Annotated in this window: 15 protein-coding genes; 6 read left to right on the top strand and 9 right to left on the bottom strand. The window is 71.0% G+C overall.

Features of this window, described 5'->3' with window-relative positions; all coding sequences use genetic code 11:
- Positions 1-3: 3 nt before the first annotated feature.
- Both ACZ45E_RS29505 and ACZ45E_RS29500 read right to left on the bottom strand, forming a co-directional pair.
- Complete coding sequence (locus ACZ45E_RS29505) at positions 4-1,209, bottom strand: carboxylate-amine ligase (RefSeq protein ID WP_468226242.1); 1,206 nt, start codon at positions 1,207-1,209, stop codon at positions 4-6.
- Between the two features lie 143 nt (positions 1,210-1,352).
- Positions 1,353-2,213, bottom strand: a complete 861-nt coding sequence (locus ACZ45E_RS29500) for an alpha/beta fold hydrolase (RefSeq protein ID WP_468226241.1) — start codon at positions 2,211-2,213, stop codon at positions 1,353-1,355.
- A 262-nt stretch (positions 2,214-2,475) separates the two neighbouring features.
- Between ACZ45E_RS29500 and ACZ45E_RS29495 the strand changes: the two genes are divergently transcribed.
- Positions 2,476-2,916 (top strand): VOC family protein, encoded by a 441-nt coding sequence (locus ACZ45E_RS29495; RefSeq protein ID WP_468226238.1) that lies wholly within the window; start codon positions 2,476-2,478, stop codon positions 2,914-2,916.
- Positions 2,917-2,954: 38 nt separating this feature from the next.
- Here the strand turns inward: ACZ45E_RS29495 and arr are convergent, their stop codons facing one another.
- Entirely contained in the window at positions 2,955-3,365 is a 411-nt protein-coding gene (arr, locus tag ACZ45E_RS29490; protein WP_468226235.1) for an NAD(+)--rifampin ADP-ribosyltransferase, read from the bottom strand.
- A 191-nt stretch (positions 3,366-3,556) separates the two neighbouring features.
- On the opposite strand from arr, the gene ACZ45E_RS29485 reads away from it, so the two are divergent.
- The 4 genes from ACZ45E_RS29485 (at position 3,557) to ACZ45E_RS29470 (ending at position 6,961) form a co-directional block, all read left to right on the top strand.
- Positions 3,557-4,102, top strand: coding sequence for a P-loop NTPase family protein (locus tag ACZ45E_RS29485; RefSeq protein ID WP_468226232.1), 546 nt, complete (start codon positions 3,557-3,559; stop codon positions 4,100-4,102).
- 193 nt (positions 4,103-4,295) lie between these two features.
- Positions 4,296-4,574 (top strand): polyprenyl synthetase, encoded by a 279-nt coding sequence (locus tag ACZ45E_RS29480; protein ID WP_468226230.1) that lies wholly within the window; start codon positions 4,296-4,298, stop codon positions 4,572-4,574.
- Positions 4,564-5,619, top strand: coding sequence for a polyprenyl synthetase family protein (locus ACZ45E_RS29475; protein ID WP_468226227.1), 1,056 nt, complete (start codon positions 4,564-4,566; stop codon positions 5,617-5,619). Before ACZ45E_RS29480 ends, ACZ45E_RS29475 begins: the two co-directional genes overlap by 11 nt.
- A 184-nt stretch (positions 5,620-5,803) precedes the next feature.
- Complete coding sequence (locus ACZ45E_RS29470; protein ID WP_468226226.1) at positions 5,804-6,961, top strand: oxygenase MpaB family protein; 1,158 nt, start codon at positions 5,804-5,806, stop codon at positions 6,959-6,961.
- Between the two features lie 68 nt (positions 6,962-7,029).
- On the opposite strand, the gene ACZ45E_RS29465 is transcribed toward ACZ45E_RS29470, so the two are convergent.
- From ACZ45E_RS29465 to ACZ45E_RS29450, 4 genes are all read right to left on the bottom strand, one after another.
- On the bottom strand, positions 7,030-7,857 hold the full coding sequence (locus ACZ45E_RS29465; RefSeq protein ID WP_468226224.1) for an SAM-dependent methyltransferase: 828 nt from the start codon (positions 7,855-7,857) through the stop codon (positions 7,030-7,032).
- A gap of 146 nt (positions 7,858-8,003) precedes the next feature.
- Entirely contained in the window at positions 8,004-8,906 is a 903-nt protein-coding gene (locus tag ACZ45E_RS29460; protein ID WP_468226221.1) for an aminoglycoside phosphotransferase family protein, read from the bottom strand.
- A gap of 248 nt (positions 8,907-9,154) precedes the next feature.
- Positions 9,155-10,396, bottom strand: a complete 1,242-nt coding sequence (gene manD, locus ACZ45E_RS29455; RefSeq protein ID WP_468226218.1) for a D-mannonate dehydratase ManD — start codon at positions 10,394-10,396, stop codon at positions 9,155-9,157.
- Between the two features lie 176 nt (positions 10,397-10,572).
- On the bottom strand, positions 10,573-11,313 hold the full coding sequence (locus ACZ45E_RS29450) for an esterase/lipase family protein (RefSeq protein ID WP_468226215.1): 741 nt from the start codon (positions 11,311-11,313) through the stop codon (positions 10,573-10,575).
- A 482-nt stretch (positions 11,314-11,795) separates the two neighbouring features.
- Here ACZ45E_RS29450 and ACZ45E_RS29445 point away from each other — a divergent pair, with 482 nt between their 5' ends.
- A complete protein-coding gene (locus ACZ45E_RS29445; RefSeq protein WP_468226212.1) occupies positions 11,796-12,737 on the top strand; it encodes an oxygenase MpaB family protein in 942 nt (313 codons plus the stop codon).
- 29 nt (positions 12,738-12,766) lie between these two features.
- Here ACZ45E_RS29445 and ACZ45E_RS29440 read toward each other — a convergent pair whose 3' ends face one another.
- On the bottom strand, positions 12,767-13,393 hold the full coding sequence (locus ACZ45E_RS29440) for a TetR/AcrR family transcriptional regulator (RefSeq protein ID WP_468226210.1): 627 nt from the start codon (positions 13,391-13,393) through the stop codon (positions 12,767-12,769).
- Positions 13,394-13,432: 39 nt separating this feature from the next.
- Positions 13,433-15,271 carry an AMP-dependent synthetase/ligase gene (locus tag ACZ45E_RS29435; RefSeq protein ID WP_468226207.1) on the bottom strand — a complete coding sequence of 613 codons (1,839 nt, stop codon included), beginning with the start codon at positions 15,269-15,271 and terminating at the stop codon, positions 13,433-13,435.
- Positions 15,272-15,305: the final 34 nt, after the last annotated feature.

The raw sequence follows: 15,305 nt of genomic DNA, 5'->3' as shown, positions 1-15,305 counted from the left end.
CTCCTACGTCACGTTCGTCGGATCCGATGCGAGGCCGGCGGGCGGAGCGCCGGGAGCGTCCGGGGCGCCGCCCGCCTCCGCGAGAGGGCCGGCAACCGGTACGGCCAGACAGTCGACGACGGCTTCCAGCCGCCCCGCGCTCTGCCGTGCGGCGCGCTGCCGTTCGGCTCCGCCCCCTCCCCGGCGCAACCGGTCCAGCCACACCTCCACGACCGACCGTTCGTCGGCCGCGAGCAGGTAGGGACTGATCTCCCCCTGGAGCCGGCGCATCTGCCACCGGACCGAGGTGACCTTCGGCGCGGCAGCCGCCGACAGGTCCAGCAGACTTCCGCTCACCCCCTCGCGAGCCGCCTGCCAGGTCGCCGCGGCCAGCAGATACTGCTCCACCCTGGGCGCCCGCTCCCCGCGCCGGACCCGGTCGAGGGCGAGACGCACCAGTGCGCGTACCACGAGGGCGTACGCCGTGGCCTCGCCGGCGGTGGGCAGCACATCGGCGATACGTACCTCCACCGTCGGCACATGCCGGGACGGCCTGGCCTGCCAGTACAGCATTCCCGGGTCCAGGACGGCCTTGCTTGCCACGAGGGCGGCCACCGTCTCCTCGTAGTGCGTGACGGATTCCAGGTAGGGCGGCGGCCCGGCGACCGGCCACCGGCTCCACAACACCGTCCGCCAACTGGCATAGCCGGTGTCGACGCCCTGCCAGTAAGGAGAGTTGGCGCTCAGCGCGAGCAGCAGCGGCAGCCAGGGGCGCAGGTGGTTGACCACCTGTACCGCCTCCGCCGGGTCAGGGACGCCTACGTGCACGTGGCAGGCGCAGACCGCCTGATCGCGCAGCAGCGGCCCGAAGCGGTCCGCGATGCGGTGGTAGCGCGGCATGTCCAGAAGCTCGGGCAGTCCGTCGGGCTCGCCGTCGGTGGCCGGTCCCGCCGCTCCCAGGGGCGCCGTGCCCGAGGCGACGAGGAGGCAGTTCTGGCGGGCGGCGGCCGCCGCGGCGCCGGCGCGCAACCGCCCGACCTCCCGAAGCAGTTCGCGTCCGTCCGACGAGGGCGGGGTGGCCGTTTCCACCATGGCCTGGGACAGTTCTGTCTGCACGTGGTCGACGCCGAACCGGCCACTTCCTTCCGCGACGACCGACGCGCTCCTCCCGGCAGGCCGGTAGGTGTTCCGCTCGATCAACAGGAACTCTTCCTCGACTCCCATGGTCATGCCGCATCCGGCTTCTCCGAACAAGCGGACATCCTCTCCTCTGCCGACAGCAACTGGTTACCCGTAGTCGCTATTTGCAGTCATAAGAGGCGGAAGAGTATGACCATTCAGGCCATAGGGCGATTATATGAATACGAGCACTTTCACTCCTCCCTGACGAAGCGGCGGACGTGCGCCCGCACAGCGTCCGGCTGCTCCAACCAGGGCTCGTGCCCAGCACCCTCGATACGTGTCAGGGGAAGACCGAGCCGCAGCGCGAGCGACGCAAGGGCCGACATGGGGCGGGGGTCATCGGCTCCACCGAGCAGCTCCGCTCGCTCGGGCAGGCACGCCCGCAGGTCGTCGAGGTGCGCGTCCAGCGGGTCCGCGCGCCCCTCCTTGCCGAGTTCAGCGTTCATGGTCCAGTTGACGGGACGGCGTCGCCTGGCATCCCGCGCGGCCCAGTGCCATCCGCGTTCGAGGTCGGCGTGGTCGGTGAACCAGGCCAGCGTGAGCAGCTCGACTTCCTGCTCCTCCGTGCGATCCGGCGACTCCCGCAATACGCGGAGCCGCTCCTGCTGCGCCGCGGACATGCGGCGGCCTCGCTCCGCTCGCTCCCCGGTACGCCAATCACCCGTGAACGGCCCGCACATCAGCAACATCGCGGCAACCCGGTCGGAGTGCGCCAGGCAGAACCGGCTCGCCAGGTCGGAGCCGTAGGAGTGTCCGATCAGCACGGCCCTGGGCACATCCCAGGCGTCGAGCAGCTCGGCGAGGTCGTCGACATGCCGCGCGAGGGAGTGCCGGCCCCGCCACGGGGAGCGGCCCGTGCCACGCTGGTCGTACCGGTACACAGGCGCGAGGTCGGCGGCCATGGGAGCGACACCGCCCAGATAGTCCGGCAGCCCCGGACCGCCATGCAGCAGGACCACAGCCCGCCGCGAAGTCGTGTCCCCGAGCGCCACCCAGCGCAACTGCGCCTCGTCGGTCATCGTCACGAGGCCCCGCGTCTCCACCGAAGTCACCGCGAAGAAGCTACCGGCGGCACCGAGGCTCCACCAGGGGCTGCGGACGGACCGACCGCGACACCGCTCTCCGCGCGCGGGGCCGCAGACCTGTTGGCCTCGGCGGTGGTGGCGCCTGGCTCGCGGTTCTGGTGGGGTGCGGAGGCGCGATCCAAAATTTGTCGGGATCCGGTGGCCCGAGCATGTCGAGAACATGCCGTCGGCTCCGTCCCAGGACCATCAGCGGCCACCACCGGCCGCACGAGGAAGAGGAGAAGCCGGCATGGCGATTCAGCGGATGGACAACGTGGGCATCGTCGTCGAGGACATGGATGCCGCCATCGCGTTCTTCGTGGAACTCGGTCTGGAGCTGGAGGGCCGGGCGCAGGTCGGGGGCCTCGTCGCCGACCAGTGCACCGGGCTCGAAGGCGTCCGGTGTGACATCGCGATGGTCCGGACCCCGGACGGCCACAGTCGGCTCGAACTGGCGAGGTACCGCAGCCCCGCGGCGGTCGGCACCGAACCGCGCAACCAGCCGCACAACATCCTCGGCACGCACCGCGTGATGTTCGCCGTCGACGACATCCAGGACACCGTCGCCCGCCTGCGCCCGCACGGCGCCGAACTCCTCGGCGAGATCGCCCGGTTCGAGAACAGTTACCTGCTCTGCTACGTCCGCGGCCCGGAAGGCATCATCATCGGCCTGGCCGAAGAACTGGGCTGAGAGGAAGAGGCCGAACCGCGTCCGCTCGGCCGGCGCCCTCAGTTGATGATCTCGGTGCGGTCGTCCAGACGGATGGCGGCCAGCCGGTCCCGCCACATCTGGAGGGCCTCGGGTGTCTGGCGCGTCCAGTCGGTGACCTCGCCGACGATCCGGATCGGTTCCGTGCTGCGATAGGAGCGGGTGGGGTTGCCAGGGAACTTCCTGTCGGTGACGTTCGGATCGTTCTCGAACTCCCCGGTCGGTTCGACCTCGTACACGCGCGGGACCCCGTCGCCCGCGGCGAGTTCGGCGGCGAGCCCCGCGCCATCGCGCAACGCGGTGAAATAGATGTGGTTCATCACGATCTCGGGCCGGTAGTTGGAGCGGAAACCCGCGGTGAGGTGATCTCCGACCCGTAGCTCTGCCTTTGTGCCGTGGAAGAACGGCCCCTCGTCCAACGCATCGTTCATCGCGACACGCTATCAAGCGGACCTGTCGCGGTGGCGAGTTGTCCGGAAGGCCGCGGTGCTCGTTCGGCGAGCGACCGCGGCCTCCCGGCTTCCTGCCCGGCCCCGGCCGGCGTGCGGGGCGGGGCCACCGGTGAGGTCCTGCGCAGCGTGGGCCGCCGACCGCTGTCAGGGGTAGCGGTTACGGTTCGCGCGTGGACGTGAACGTGGACGTGGGGACTGAAGAGACCCGACTCGTGGTCGTGCGCGGCAACAGCGCGTCGGGCAAATCGTCGGTGGCGGCCGGCGTCCGGGACCGCTTCGGCAGGGGCCTGGCCCTGGTCGGCCAGGACAATCTGCGCCGGACCGTGCTGCGCGAGCACGACGTGCCCGGCGGCAAGAACATCGGGCTGATCGACACAGTGGCCCGTTACGCCCTCGATGCCGGCTACCACGTGGTCGTCGAGGGGATCCTCTATGCCGACCGGTACGGCGACATGCTCGCGCGTCTGGTCGCCGAGCACCGGGGCATCTCCCGCTGTTACTACCTCGACATCGGGCTCGATGAGACGTTGCTGCGGCACGCCTCGAAGGGCGACGCGGCGTACCTGGCCCAGGTGACCGAGGACCATCTGCGGTCCTGGTACCGGGAGCGCGACGTACTGCCCGGCGGCCTGGAGACGGTGATCGGCGCGGACAGCCCGCTGGAGGACACCATCGACCGGATCATGACGGAGACCGGCCTCGGGCAACCCTCCTGACCCGGCCCGAACGGACCCGACGCGGGGATCCCGGTGGACCAGTTGTTCGCATCGTGCGGGCTCGAAGCCCGATCCGTACGGCCGGGCGAGGTGATCACCCGATCGTGCATTCCCGCCCTTCCGTGTCCGCTGTCTGGGGATGCTGGGGTGAAAGTGTGCAAGCAGTGCCGACGGCACTGGGGTGGGGAGCGACATGACGCGAGAAGCGGAACGACGTGGCGGGCTGGAGGAGCATGCGGTCCTGCTGGTGGCCGGGCTTGCCGATCTGGCGGTGAGCTCCGTGGGTACGGCTCTGGGCACGGTGCGGGGGCTGCTGCGCCGATCGGACACGGCGGACTTGGCGGCGGCGGCCGAGGACGACCTGGTGGCGCGTGGGCGTCTGGTACTGGACCGGTACGCGGCGACGCCGGTGGCGCATCTGGAGATCCTCGCCCGGCACGCGACGGCCCGGCGGGCTGCCGATGACGTCTGACCGGTGGGATCCGGCCGCGTTCAAGAGCCGCGTCGACGGGGTGCTCAAGGGGTTCGTCGGTGAGGAGGCCGAGCGGTTCGCGGCGATCGACCCGGTGCTGGGCCCGGTGGCCGAACAGCTTCTGGCGGCGGTCAGGGACGGTAAACGGCTGCGGGCGGCGTTCTGTTACTGGGGCTGGCGCGCCGTGGGCCAGCCGGACAGTGACGCGCTGGTGCGCGCGGCGGCCTCGATGGAGCTGGTGCATGCCGCCGCCGTCGTGCACGACGATCTCATCGACGACAGCCCCCTGCGGCACGGCCGCCCTACCGCGCACATCGCGCTGCGTGGCGCCCTGCGCCGTCGCCCGCGGCCCGGCGCCGCCGCCAGGTCCCTGGCGATGCTGGTGGGCGATCTGCTGATGTCCCTGGCCGGTCAGTTGTTCACCACCAGCGGCCTGCCCGCCGCGTATCTGTCCCGGGCCAGACCCTTGTGGGCGGTGCTTGCGCGCGAGCTGATCGCGGGCGAGTGCCTGGAGATCCTGCACACGGGATCCGAGCCGGACACCGCGGCGTCGCTGAAGGTGGTCCGCTACAAGACCGCCAAGTACACCGTCGAGCAGCCCCTGTTGATCGGCGGTGCCCTGGCCGGTGCCGGTGAGCGGCTGCGCGCGGGCTACTCGGCCTTCGGGCTGCCGCTGGGAGAGGCCTTCCAGCTGCGGGACGACCTGCTCGGCCTCTTCGGGGACCCGCACCGGACCGGCAAGGCGAACGCCGACGACGTACGCGGGCACCGGCCGACGGCCCTGCTGGCGGAGACGTGGCGCGTCGCCGGTGCGGCGGACCGCAAGCAGCTCGGCGCTCTGCTGGGACGGCGCGACGCGCAGGAAAGCGCGGTGCACGAGGTGCGTGAGGTCATGCTCCGGCTCAAGACCCCCGACCGCGTGGAGGGCATGATCGCCGCGCGGGTCGAGAAAGCCCTCGACGCGCTGCACGAGCTGGATGTCCCCGCGCAAGCCGCGACTGTCCTGACCTCGCTGGCGCGTTCGGCGACGGTCCGCCCGTCCTGACGGTCACGCGGGCACCCCTCCGAGCCCGGGCCCGGGCCCGTACCCGTACCCATGTCCGTGCCGGTGCCCGTCCCCGACCTGTGCTCGTACCCGCACCCGTCCCCGTCCCCGTCCCCCTCCCCACCCCCGGTCGCGACCCTCCCGGCTGTCGTGAGCCCTCCCATGAAAGGCAAGAGACCCTGCCATGACCTACACCGAGGCGTCGTTGGACGCCCTGCGCCAGTCCGGTGACGAACTCGCCGACGCCACCGTCGCCACCCTGTTCGAGCGCGGCGAGGTGGGCAAGTTCAACACGCTGATGCGCTACGTCTCCACCGCCGGCGCGCCCCTGCCGGACGGGCTGCCCGACGTCGCGCGGGAGTACCTCCAGGCCACGAGTGCCCCGCCGGCCTGGGTCGACTGGGGAGAGATGGAGAAAGCGCGGCTGTTCTTCCTCGACAACAACGTGCACATCTCCACCGCGCTGTCCTTCGCGTCCATGCCCGCCTGCTACGTCGTCCCGCATGTGGCGAAGCTGCTGTCAGCCGCCCATGGACTGAAGTACCCCTCCAAGCGGATGGCGGAGACCGGCCAGTTCACCGTCTACCTGATGCAGCCCGGCGCCTTCGAAGCCGGCAGCCGCTTCATCCCCGCGGCGCAGAAGGTCCGCCTCCTGCACGCCTCCATCCGTCACCACCTCGCACGCGAAGAGCGCTGGGACACCGGCCGGTACGGGACACCGATCTGTCAGGAGGACATGATCGGCGGCCAGATGTTCTTCTCCCTGCTCGTCCTGGACAGCCTGCACCGCCTCGGGATCCACATGTCACAGGAGGGCGCGGAGGCCTACTACTACGCCTGGCGCGTCGTCGGCGCGATGCTCGGCGTCGACCAGGAGGCCGTCCCCAGGACCCTCGACACAGCACGCCAGTTCCTCGACCTGTACATGATCCGGCACATGGGGCCTTCCCCGGAGGGAGAGCACCTGACCCGGCAACTGGTCGATCTCTACGAGGAGGTCGTGCCCGGCACCTTCTTCGACCCGATCGTCTCCGCGCTCATCCGCCACCTCGTCGGCGACACGTGTGCCGACTGGCTCCAGGTGTCCCGCACCCCGTGGGACACCGTCGTCAAGGCCGTCCCCCACCTCCTCGGCGTCCTGGAGAGCATCGAGGACCGCTCCCCTCTCGGCGCGTGGGCCCTGGACCGCCTCGGCCACCTCACCACCATCCTCGAACTGTCCTCCCTCACCCGCGGCCGCGTCATGCACTACGCCATCCCCGAGCAGCTCAAGAAGGAGTACGGCGTCTCCGATGCGGTGCCCCGCGCTCGCCGATGGGCCCCGCCTGCCGCGACCGTGTGACGGCGCGAGCCCACGGGACCGGGGCCGGCCGAGCGCGCCGCCGCTGGAGGACGGGTCTCCTCAACGCCTCACGGCTTTCTGGCCACGCCGCAGAAGTGCGTCACGTCCACGGTCTTCTCCCCGTCCGACGGATCGGGGCGCCAGCGTGAGCACGAGACGACACCGGGTTCGAGCAGCTCCACGCCTTCGAAGAGGCTCAGCACCTCCGCGCGGGTGCGCAGTGTCATCGGCGCCGAACCCTGGCTGTTCCAGTGGCGCACGGCTTCCGTCATCGCGTCGCCGTCCACCTCGACGGTGGGGTGGGAGATCACCAGATAGCTGCCGGACGGCACGGCGTCCAGGAGCCGGCGCACGATCGCCCGCGCCTGGCCGGTGTCCATGATGAAGTTGACGACACCGAGCATCGTCAGGGCCACGGGCCGGCTGAAGTCCAGTGTCCGGGAGGCGCGTTCCAGGATGGTGTCCGGGGAGTGCAGGTCGGCTTCGATGTAGTCCGTGGTCCCCTCGGGCGTGCTGGTGAGGAGCGCGTGGGCGTGCCGGAGCACGATGGGATCGTTGTCCACGTAGACGATCCGGCAGGCCGGGTCGGCGCGTTGGGCGACCTCGTGCGTGTTGTCGACCGTGGGCAGTCCGGCGCCGATGTCCAGGAACTGCCGGATGCCCGCCTCGCCGACGAGGAACTCCACGGCCCGCGCGAGGAACCTCCGGTCGGCCACGGCGGACCGGGGCAGGGCCGGGACGAAGTTCAGGATCTGCTCGCCGACCTCCCCGTCGATGGGGTAATGGTCCTTGCCCCCCAGCCAGTAGTTCCAGATCCGGGCCGAATGCGACACATCGGTGCGGAGTCGAGTCGTGCGGGCGTCGCCTCCGTCGCGGGGTGGCGAGACGTCTGACATACCTGCGGTCTCCTCAACGTCGTCAGTTGATCGGTGCCGAGCCCAATCCAGACGCCTGGCGCCCTCCGGACCGTCGCCGATGTCGAAGTGGGGCGGCGACGCGTCCTTCCCGCGGCGGCCACCCTGGAGCGCGGTCCCATGCTCTGTCAACCGGCGCCCGGGGTCGGCCGCTCCTCCAGGACCGCCCGGAAAGTGCGCTCGCCGATGTCGCGCATCAGTGGGTTGTCCACGGAGTGCGTCAGGAAGACCAGGGCCAGGGCGAGCGCCCAGCCGCGGGCCCGCGCCCAGGTCGCGTCGTCCATGCGACCGTACGCCCGCCGGAAGGCGGCACGCTGCTCCGCTGTGAACAGCATCCAGGCCACGGCCAGATCGGTGGCGGGATCGCCGGAGGTGATGTCGCCGAAGTCGATCACGGCGCTGATCCGGCCGTGGTCGACCAGGATGTTGGCCGGGTGCAGGTCCCCGTGGAGCCACAGCGGTGGCCCGTCCCAGGCGGGCGCGGCCGCGGCGGCTGCCCAGATCCGCAGGGCGGTGGCGCGGTCGGCCGGGTCGACATGATTCAGCCCGGTCAGGACGCCCTCGGCTCTTGCGGCCAGCGCGATCCCGCGGAACGCGTTGGCCGGCGCCTCCGAGGGAGCCGGTGCGTGCAGCGCGTCCAGGAAACCGCCGAGCGCCTCCGCGGCCGCGAAGGGATCGTCGGGCTCCGATCGTGCCGCGGTCCGGCCCGGGAAGAACGGCACGACGCTCCAGGACCACGGGTACCGGGCCGTCGCCTGCCCCACTCGTAGCGGCGCCGGCACGGGCAGCGGCAGGCGGCCGGCCAACTCCGGCAACCACCGCTGCTCGTGCGCGATGAGCTCGGCCGCCATGGCACGCCGGGGCAGCCGGACGAGGAGTTCCTGGCCGAGCCGGCACACGAGGTTGTCCCAGCCATTGGCCAGCACCTCGACCGGCGACGTCGCCAGGTCGGGGTGTTGCTCGTCGAGCAGGCGGCGCACCAGCTCGACGGAGACGGAGACCTCCGCGGCGGGCATTCGGCGAACTGTCACGGCGAGAACCCTACGGCTCGACCAGCCGGCCATCCCGCTCGATGACGTACCGGTGATCTCCGTAGACCGCGCCTCATCACGCCACGCCGTCCGTCGGGGACCGCCTTTGCCAGGAGTGTGGCGGCCGGAGAACCGCTCTGAGCACCAGCTGATCCGTCTCGCCGAGACAGCAGCAGGGGTCGCTCCCTGCGCCAGGGCCCGGCGCGGTCGCGCACACGGCCCGGCCGGCCGCCGCTTCGGCCGATCCGCTACCAGTCGTGCACCGTGCCGTCCCGCAGCCTGTTCACCGGCAGGTAGGCCGGTCGGTACGCGAAGTGGGCAGCGGTCTCCTCGTCGTACTCCACACCCAGGCCGGGGCCGTCGCCCGGGTGCAGGAGGCCGTCGGAGAAGCGGTAGGAAGTGCGAAAGACCTCCAGGGTCTCGGCGGAGTGGCGCATGTACTCCTGGATGCCGAAGTTGTGGATCGCCAGGTCGAGGTGGAGCGCGGCGGCCATCCCGACGGGAGAGATGTCGGTGGGACCGTGCATCCCGGACTTGACGCCGAAGACGGCTGCGTGGTCGAGGAGTTTGCGTATCCCGGTGACGCCGCCGGTGTGGGTGACCGCGGAGCGCACGTAGTCGATGAGGCGCTCCGACAAGAGCGTGGTGTAGTCGTGCACGGAGTTGAAGACCTCGCCGATGGCCAGGGGCGTGGTGGTGTGCTCGCGGATGCGGCGCAGGGCCGCCTGGTCCTCCCCGGGGGTCGCGTCCTCCAGCCAGAACAGGTCGTAGGGCTCCAGGTCCTTGCCGAGGCGGGCCGCCTGGATCGGCGTCATACGGTGGTGGCCGTCGTGCAGCAGCGGCAGTTCGGGCCCGAACTCGTGCCGTACGGCCTCGAACACGCGGGGCATGTGCCGCAGGTAGGCGCGGGTGTCCCAGGTCTCCTCGGCGGGGAGGGCGGGGCCGGCCTCGGTGCGGCGGGCCGGCTCGTAGTCGTACCGGTCGCCCTGTCCGGCGGCGGAGGCGGCCACGCCGTAGACGGAGTCCAGGCCGGGGATGCCGCTCTGGATGCGGATGGCGCGGTAGCCCTCCTCCAGGTGGGCGCGGACGGAGTCGAGGAGTTCGGGGATGTCACGGCCGGAGGCGTGCCCGTAGGCGAGGGCGCCGGTGCGGGAGGCGCCGCCGAGCAGCTGGTAGAGAGGCATGCCCGCGGCCTTGGCCTTGATGTCCCACAGGGCGGTGTCCACGGCGGCGATGGCCGCCATGGTGACCGGGCCGCGTCGCCAGTAGGCGCCGCGGTAGAGGTACTGCCAGGTGTCCTCGATGGCTCCGGCGTCGCGGCCGGTCAGCAGCGGGGCTATGTGGTCGCGCAGGTAGGAGGCGACGGCCAGTTCGCGGCCGTTGAGGGTGGCGTCGCCGAGGCCGGTGAGTCCCTCGTCGGTGGTGATGCGCAGGGTGACGAAGTTACGGCCGGGACTGGTGACGAGGGTGTCGGCGGCTGTGATCTGCACAGTGTGCTCCTCGAACGGATGAGCCACGCCGGGTTCGGGGGCCCGGCGTGGCTCAGGTCGTATCAGGTCAGGGACCCAGGTTGTACCGGACCGGGTACGCCGGTCGGTCGGGTCCCCTCGACCACGGTACGAGGCTCGCCTGCCGGGTTGCGGCGGACAGTTCGGGGAGGTGAGGGTCAGGAAGCGACGAAGCGGGCGATCTGCCCGAGTACGACGGTGTCCGTCAGGTAGCCGATGTGGGTCTGGCAGGCCACGTTGTTGTTGGTCGCGCCGGTGAGCCGGGTGCTCGTGTAGGGGAGGATGATGCCGTCGCACGCCGAGTACCAGGTGGCGTACTTGGTGGAGCCGGGCGTCTCGTCGCCGGAGGAGATCTGGGAGATGAACGAGGAGCCCGGGTACATCTGCTGGCAGGTCACGTAGACGAGACACGCGCCCGCGGAGGTGGTGCCGTGGTTGGCGCCCGCGATCGAGGCGAGGTGGCTGACGCTGGTGTTCCCGCCCAGCACCTTCAGGTAGTACTGGCTGACCAGCCCGCCCATCGAGTGGTTGACGATCGCGACCTTGCTCGCGCCGGTCCGCGCCTTCACGGTGTTGACGTAGGTGGCCAGGCCCTGGGCGTTGGTGATGTTGTTGCCGTACGAGTTGTACTCGTAGGCGAAGAGGTTGGAGCTGGACCAGCCGCCCGCGCGGAAGACGCTCATGGCGGTGACCCAGTTGGAGGCGTTGCCGGTGTAGCCGTGGACGAAGACGACCGGCGTACTGGTGGACAACGGCTGCGCGGCAGCGGACTGCACGGTGGTGGCCGCGGTGTCGGCGGCGCCTGCCGCCGAGGCCGAGGAGAAGAGGGTGAAGGCGACGGCGGTGGCCGCCAGTACGCCGAGCAGCCGGCGCGGGGAACGACGAGGTGTGGAGCCCATGGAGCCCTCCTGGGGGGTGCGGGTACCTGGCCCGACCAGGGTGGTGCGGCCGGGTCCGCGCGCCATCGGCTAAATCACCAGTGCCCGTGATGAACCGCACCCGTGACCCGCTGCCGGCGGAGGTCCAGGGGAACGTCGTGGCCCCCGGCCTTCAGGCCGACATGTCAGGTGTCGGCGCCGACCACCGAGCCGGTGACCGGCGGGCCGCGCATGTTCCAGACGGCCCGTCATCTGCGCTTAGTTATAAGGGAGTTGGTGGCGTACGCGGCTTCCGGGGCACAGCCATGGGCGCCTTCGCGCCCCGTCGCGTCCGGAGTATTGACGCCCGGTGAAACACTTCAATAGTTTCAGTATCTTCGACTCATAAGGGGGCTCCCCATGCAGTCCGGCACAGTCGTCACCACGACGATCCGCTCCGCAGCGGGGGCATGACCGCTCGCACCGCGAACCGACGGCCGCGATTGCCGCAGGAGGGATCACCCATGGGGCGCTACAGCCGGCTCCGCCGCATCCAGCAGATGGATCCGCGGCAGGACTTCGAGCAGATCTACCGGTGGATCACCCTGTACGAGTTCCCCCGGGACTATCTGCACGGGACGTCGATCGCGTTCCTGCGCGACTACGGCATCCCCCGCATATCCCAATTACTGGATCGCACGCAGGAGTTCGAACGCGCCGGTCAGAAGCGGTACGACGACACGGTGCTGCTCGCGTACGAGATGGTCCGCGAGGGAATGGACTCGGAGCACGGCCGGGCCGCCGCCCGCCACCTGAACCGTATCCACGGCCGCTACCAGATCCCCAACGAGGACTTCCTCTACGTCCTTGCCACCACGGTGGTGGGTCCGAAGCGGTGGATCGACCGGTTCGGCTGGCGACGCCTGTCCGCGCAGGAGATCGAGACGCTGGCCCTGGTGGGCCGCCGGACGGGCGAGATGATGGGCATTTCCGGCGTGCCCGACACCTACGCCGCGTTCGAACGGCTCCACGACGCCTACGAGCGGCAGATGTTCGCCTATCACCCCGCCAACCGCCGGGTCGCGGCGGCCACTTTGCGGATCATGGCTTCCTGGTATCCGGCCCCCATACGGCGGTCGGCGATTCGGGCCTCGCTCGCGGTCCTGGACGAACCGCTCCTGAAGGCGCTCGGCTTCCGGCCGGAGCCGCGCCCGGTCCGGGCCGTCGTCCACCGCGTGTTCCGTGCCCGGGCCGCCCTGATCCGCCTCCTGCCCGGGCGGCCGGAGAGGTTCCCGCGCAGACCCAGGCCGCGCACCTACCCTTTCGGCTGGACACTGGACGATCTGGGTCCGCACTGGGCGCATTCCCGCCCACTGGCCCCGCTCCAGGACGAGGCACTACCGGAACGGGCCGCCGTCCCGGAGCAGCTGTCCGCACCCCGTGTTCCCCATCAGGGGAGCTCCTGACCGGCGCCGCCCCGGCCGGCGCGGGCCGTTCAGGCCTTGAGGAGCGGGGCCAGGTAGCGGCGGGCGAAGGCCCGGGCCTGGTCCTCGTCGTCCAGCTCGATGCAGCCGGCGGGGTTGAGCAGGAAGGACACGGCGATCCGCACCATCAGTTCGGCCATCGGCCGGGGGTCCTCGCCGGGGCGGCCCTCGGCCTGCTGGGCGCGGCGCAGATGTCCCGTCAGGTAAGCGACGGTGGCGGAGAGCGAGGAGCCGCCCTGCACCGTCAGGTAGGGCAGCACGACCTCGGGTTCGAGGCGCAGCAGGCCGCCGAGGAGCGGATGGGCGCGGGTGTGGCGCAGGGCGACCACGAACCCCTTGACGACCCGCTCCTCCATGGTCGGCAGCGTCTCCACCGCAGCGTCGAGGTGCTGGAAGAAGCGGCCGAGCTCGCGCAGCAGGGTGGCCTCGACCAGCTTGTCCTTGGTCTGGAAACGCCGGAACACGGTGACGCGGGAGACGCCGGCGCGCTTGGCGACGTCGTCCACGGAGGAACGGCGCAGGCCCAGCAGGGTGAACTGCTCCAGCGCGGCGTCGAGAATCGCGCGCGCCGTACGGTCCTCCGCCTCCGGCCGGGCGATGACGCGCGCGATCCCTGAGTCGTCCGTGTCAGTCCTCATGGCGCCCAACGATACCGGCGCGCCCCCGCCCGGCAGCGGTTACCGCCGCGCCTCGTAGAGCCCGTGCAGCAGGTCCGCGTACTTGTCCCGGATGACCCGGCGGCGCATCTTCAGCGACGGTGTCAGCTCGCCGGTCGCCGGGCCCCACTCCCCGGCCAGCAGCTCGTACCGCTTGACCTGTTCGGTGCGGTTGAGCCTGGCGTTGGCGGCGGCCACCGCGCGGTCCACCTCCGCCCGGACGGCGGGGTGTTCCGCGAGGCCGGCCGCTCCCCCTTCGGCGGTGACGCCGTTGGCAGCGGCCCAGGCAGGGGCGGCGTCCACGTCGAGCACCAACAGGGCGACCAGGTAGGAACGGTTGTCGCCGTGCACGAACGCCTGGCCGATCAGCGGGTGTTCCTTGAGCGCGTTCTCCACCAGGGCGGGCGAGACGTTCTTGCCGGTGGAGGTGATGATCATCTCCTTCTTCCGGTCGGTCAGCCAGAGGTAGCCGTCCTCGTCCGTGCGGCCGATGTCGCCGGTGGCCAGCCAGCCGTCGGCGTTCAGGGCCGAGCGCACCGAGCCGTCCCGCTGGAGGTAGCCGGAGAAGACGGATGCGCCCCGCACCAGAATCTCGCCGTCCTCGGCGGTGCGGATCTCCACGGACTCCACCGGGCGGCCCACCGAGCCGAGCCGGAACCCGGTCCGGGGGCTGTTGCTGGTGGCCACCCCCGTGGTCTCGGTCAGCCCCCAGGCGTCCATGATGACGATGCCGAAGCCCGCCCAGAACCGCACCACCTCGGCGGACATGGGCGCCGACGCGCTGGCCGCCCACGTCACCCGGTCCAGTCCGCCCGCGGCCAGCATCGGCAGCAGGACGTCCTCGCGGACACGGGCGTACCGCTTGTCGAGTTCGGCCGGCGGTGTCTCGCCCCGGTCGCGGTAGCCGACGTGCTCGCGGGCGACCTCGAACGCCGCGTCGATCTCCGCCCGTTGCTCGGCCGGCATCAGCGAGAGGAGTCCCCGCACGGCGGCGGACAGCTTCTCCCAGATCCGCGGCACACCGAAGAACTGCGCGGGGCGTACCTTGCGCACCACGGCGGCGACGCCCGTCGGATCGGCACAGAGGTAGACGTGCGAGGCCCGGTGGCAGGGCAGGTAGATGCCCAGCATCCGCTCGGCGATGTGGGCGAAGGGCAGGTAGCAGATGTGCTCGACGTGCGGGGGCAGCTCCACGACGGCGTCGAGCGCCTCGGCGTTGGACATCACCTGGCGGTGGGTGATGACGACACCCTTGGGTTCGCCGGTGGTGCCGGAGGTGTAGACGACGGTCAGCGGATCGTCGGGGCGGGCGGCGTCCAGTTCCTCGGCGAACCGCTGCGGTACCGGTGCGCGGAGCAGGGCGTCGAACGAGAGGTGTCCGCCCGCCTGCTCCGCCTCGGCCACCACCAGCCGCTCCAACGGGGTGTCGGGGTCGGCCAGCAGCGGCTCCCACACCGACACCTGCGCCGCCCCCTCGACCACGGCGACGCGGGCCCGGCAGTTCCGGGCGATGTGGCTGATCTGCTCGGGGGCCGCGGTGCCGTAGACACTGACCGGGACGGCGCCGAGGCGGACCAGTGCCAGGTCCGACAGCCAGTGCTCCGGCCGGTTGGCCATCATCAGCAGTACGTGGTCGCCGCGGCCGACGCCGAGGGCCCGGTAACCGGCGGCGAGGACCCGGGTGCGCTCGTGGGCCCCGGCCCAGCTCAGCGTCGTCCAGTCGCCCTCCGGGCCCGCCGACTGCCAGGACAGACAAGGGAGTTGAGGGTGCTCGCGCGCGTTGCGGGCCAGCAGCCGCGGGAGCGTCCGGTCGGCCGGGGTGTCGGCCGGGTCGCCGGTGATATCTGGTGCTGATGTCATCGTGGCGTCCTTGCGGGTCGGAAGGGAGCGTCTG

The organism is Streptomyces sp. NPDC030991, assembly GCF_055571235.1.
Note: the sequence above shows the minus strand (reverse complement) of the source record. Positions and strands in the feature narration are given on the sequence as shown.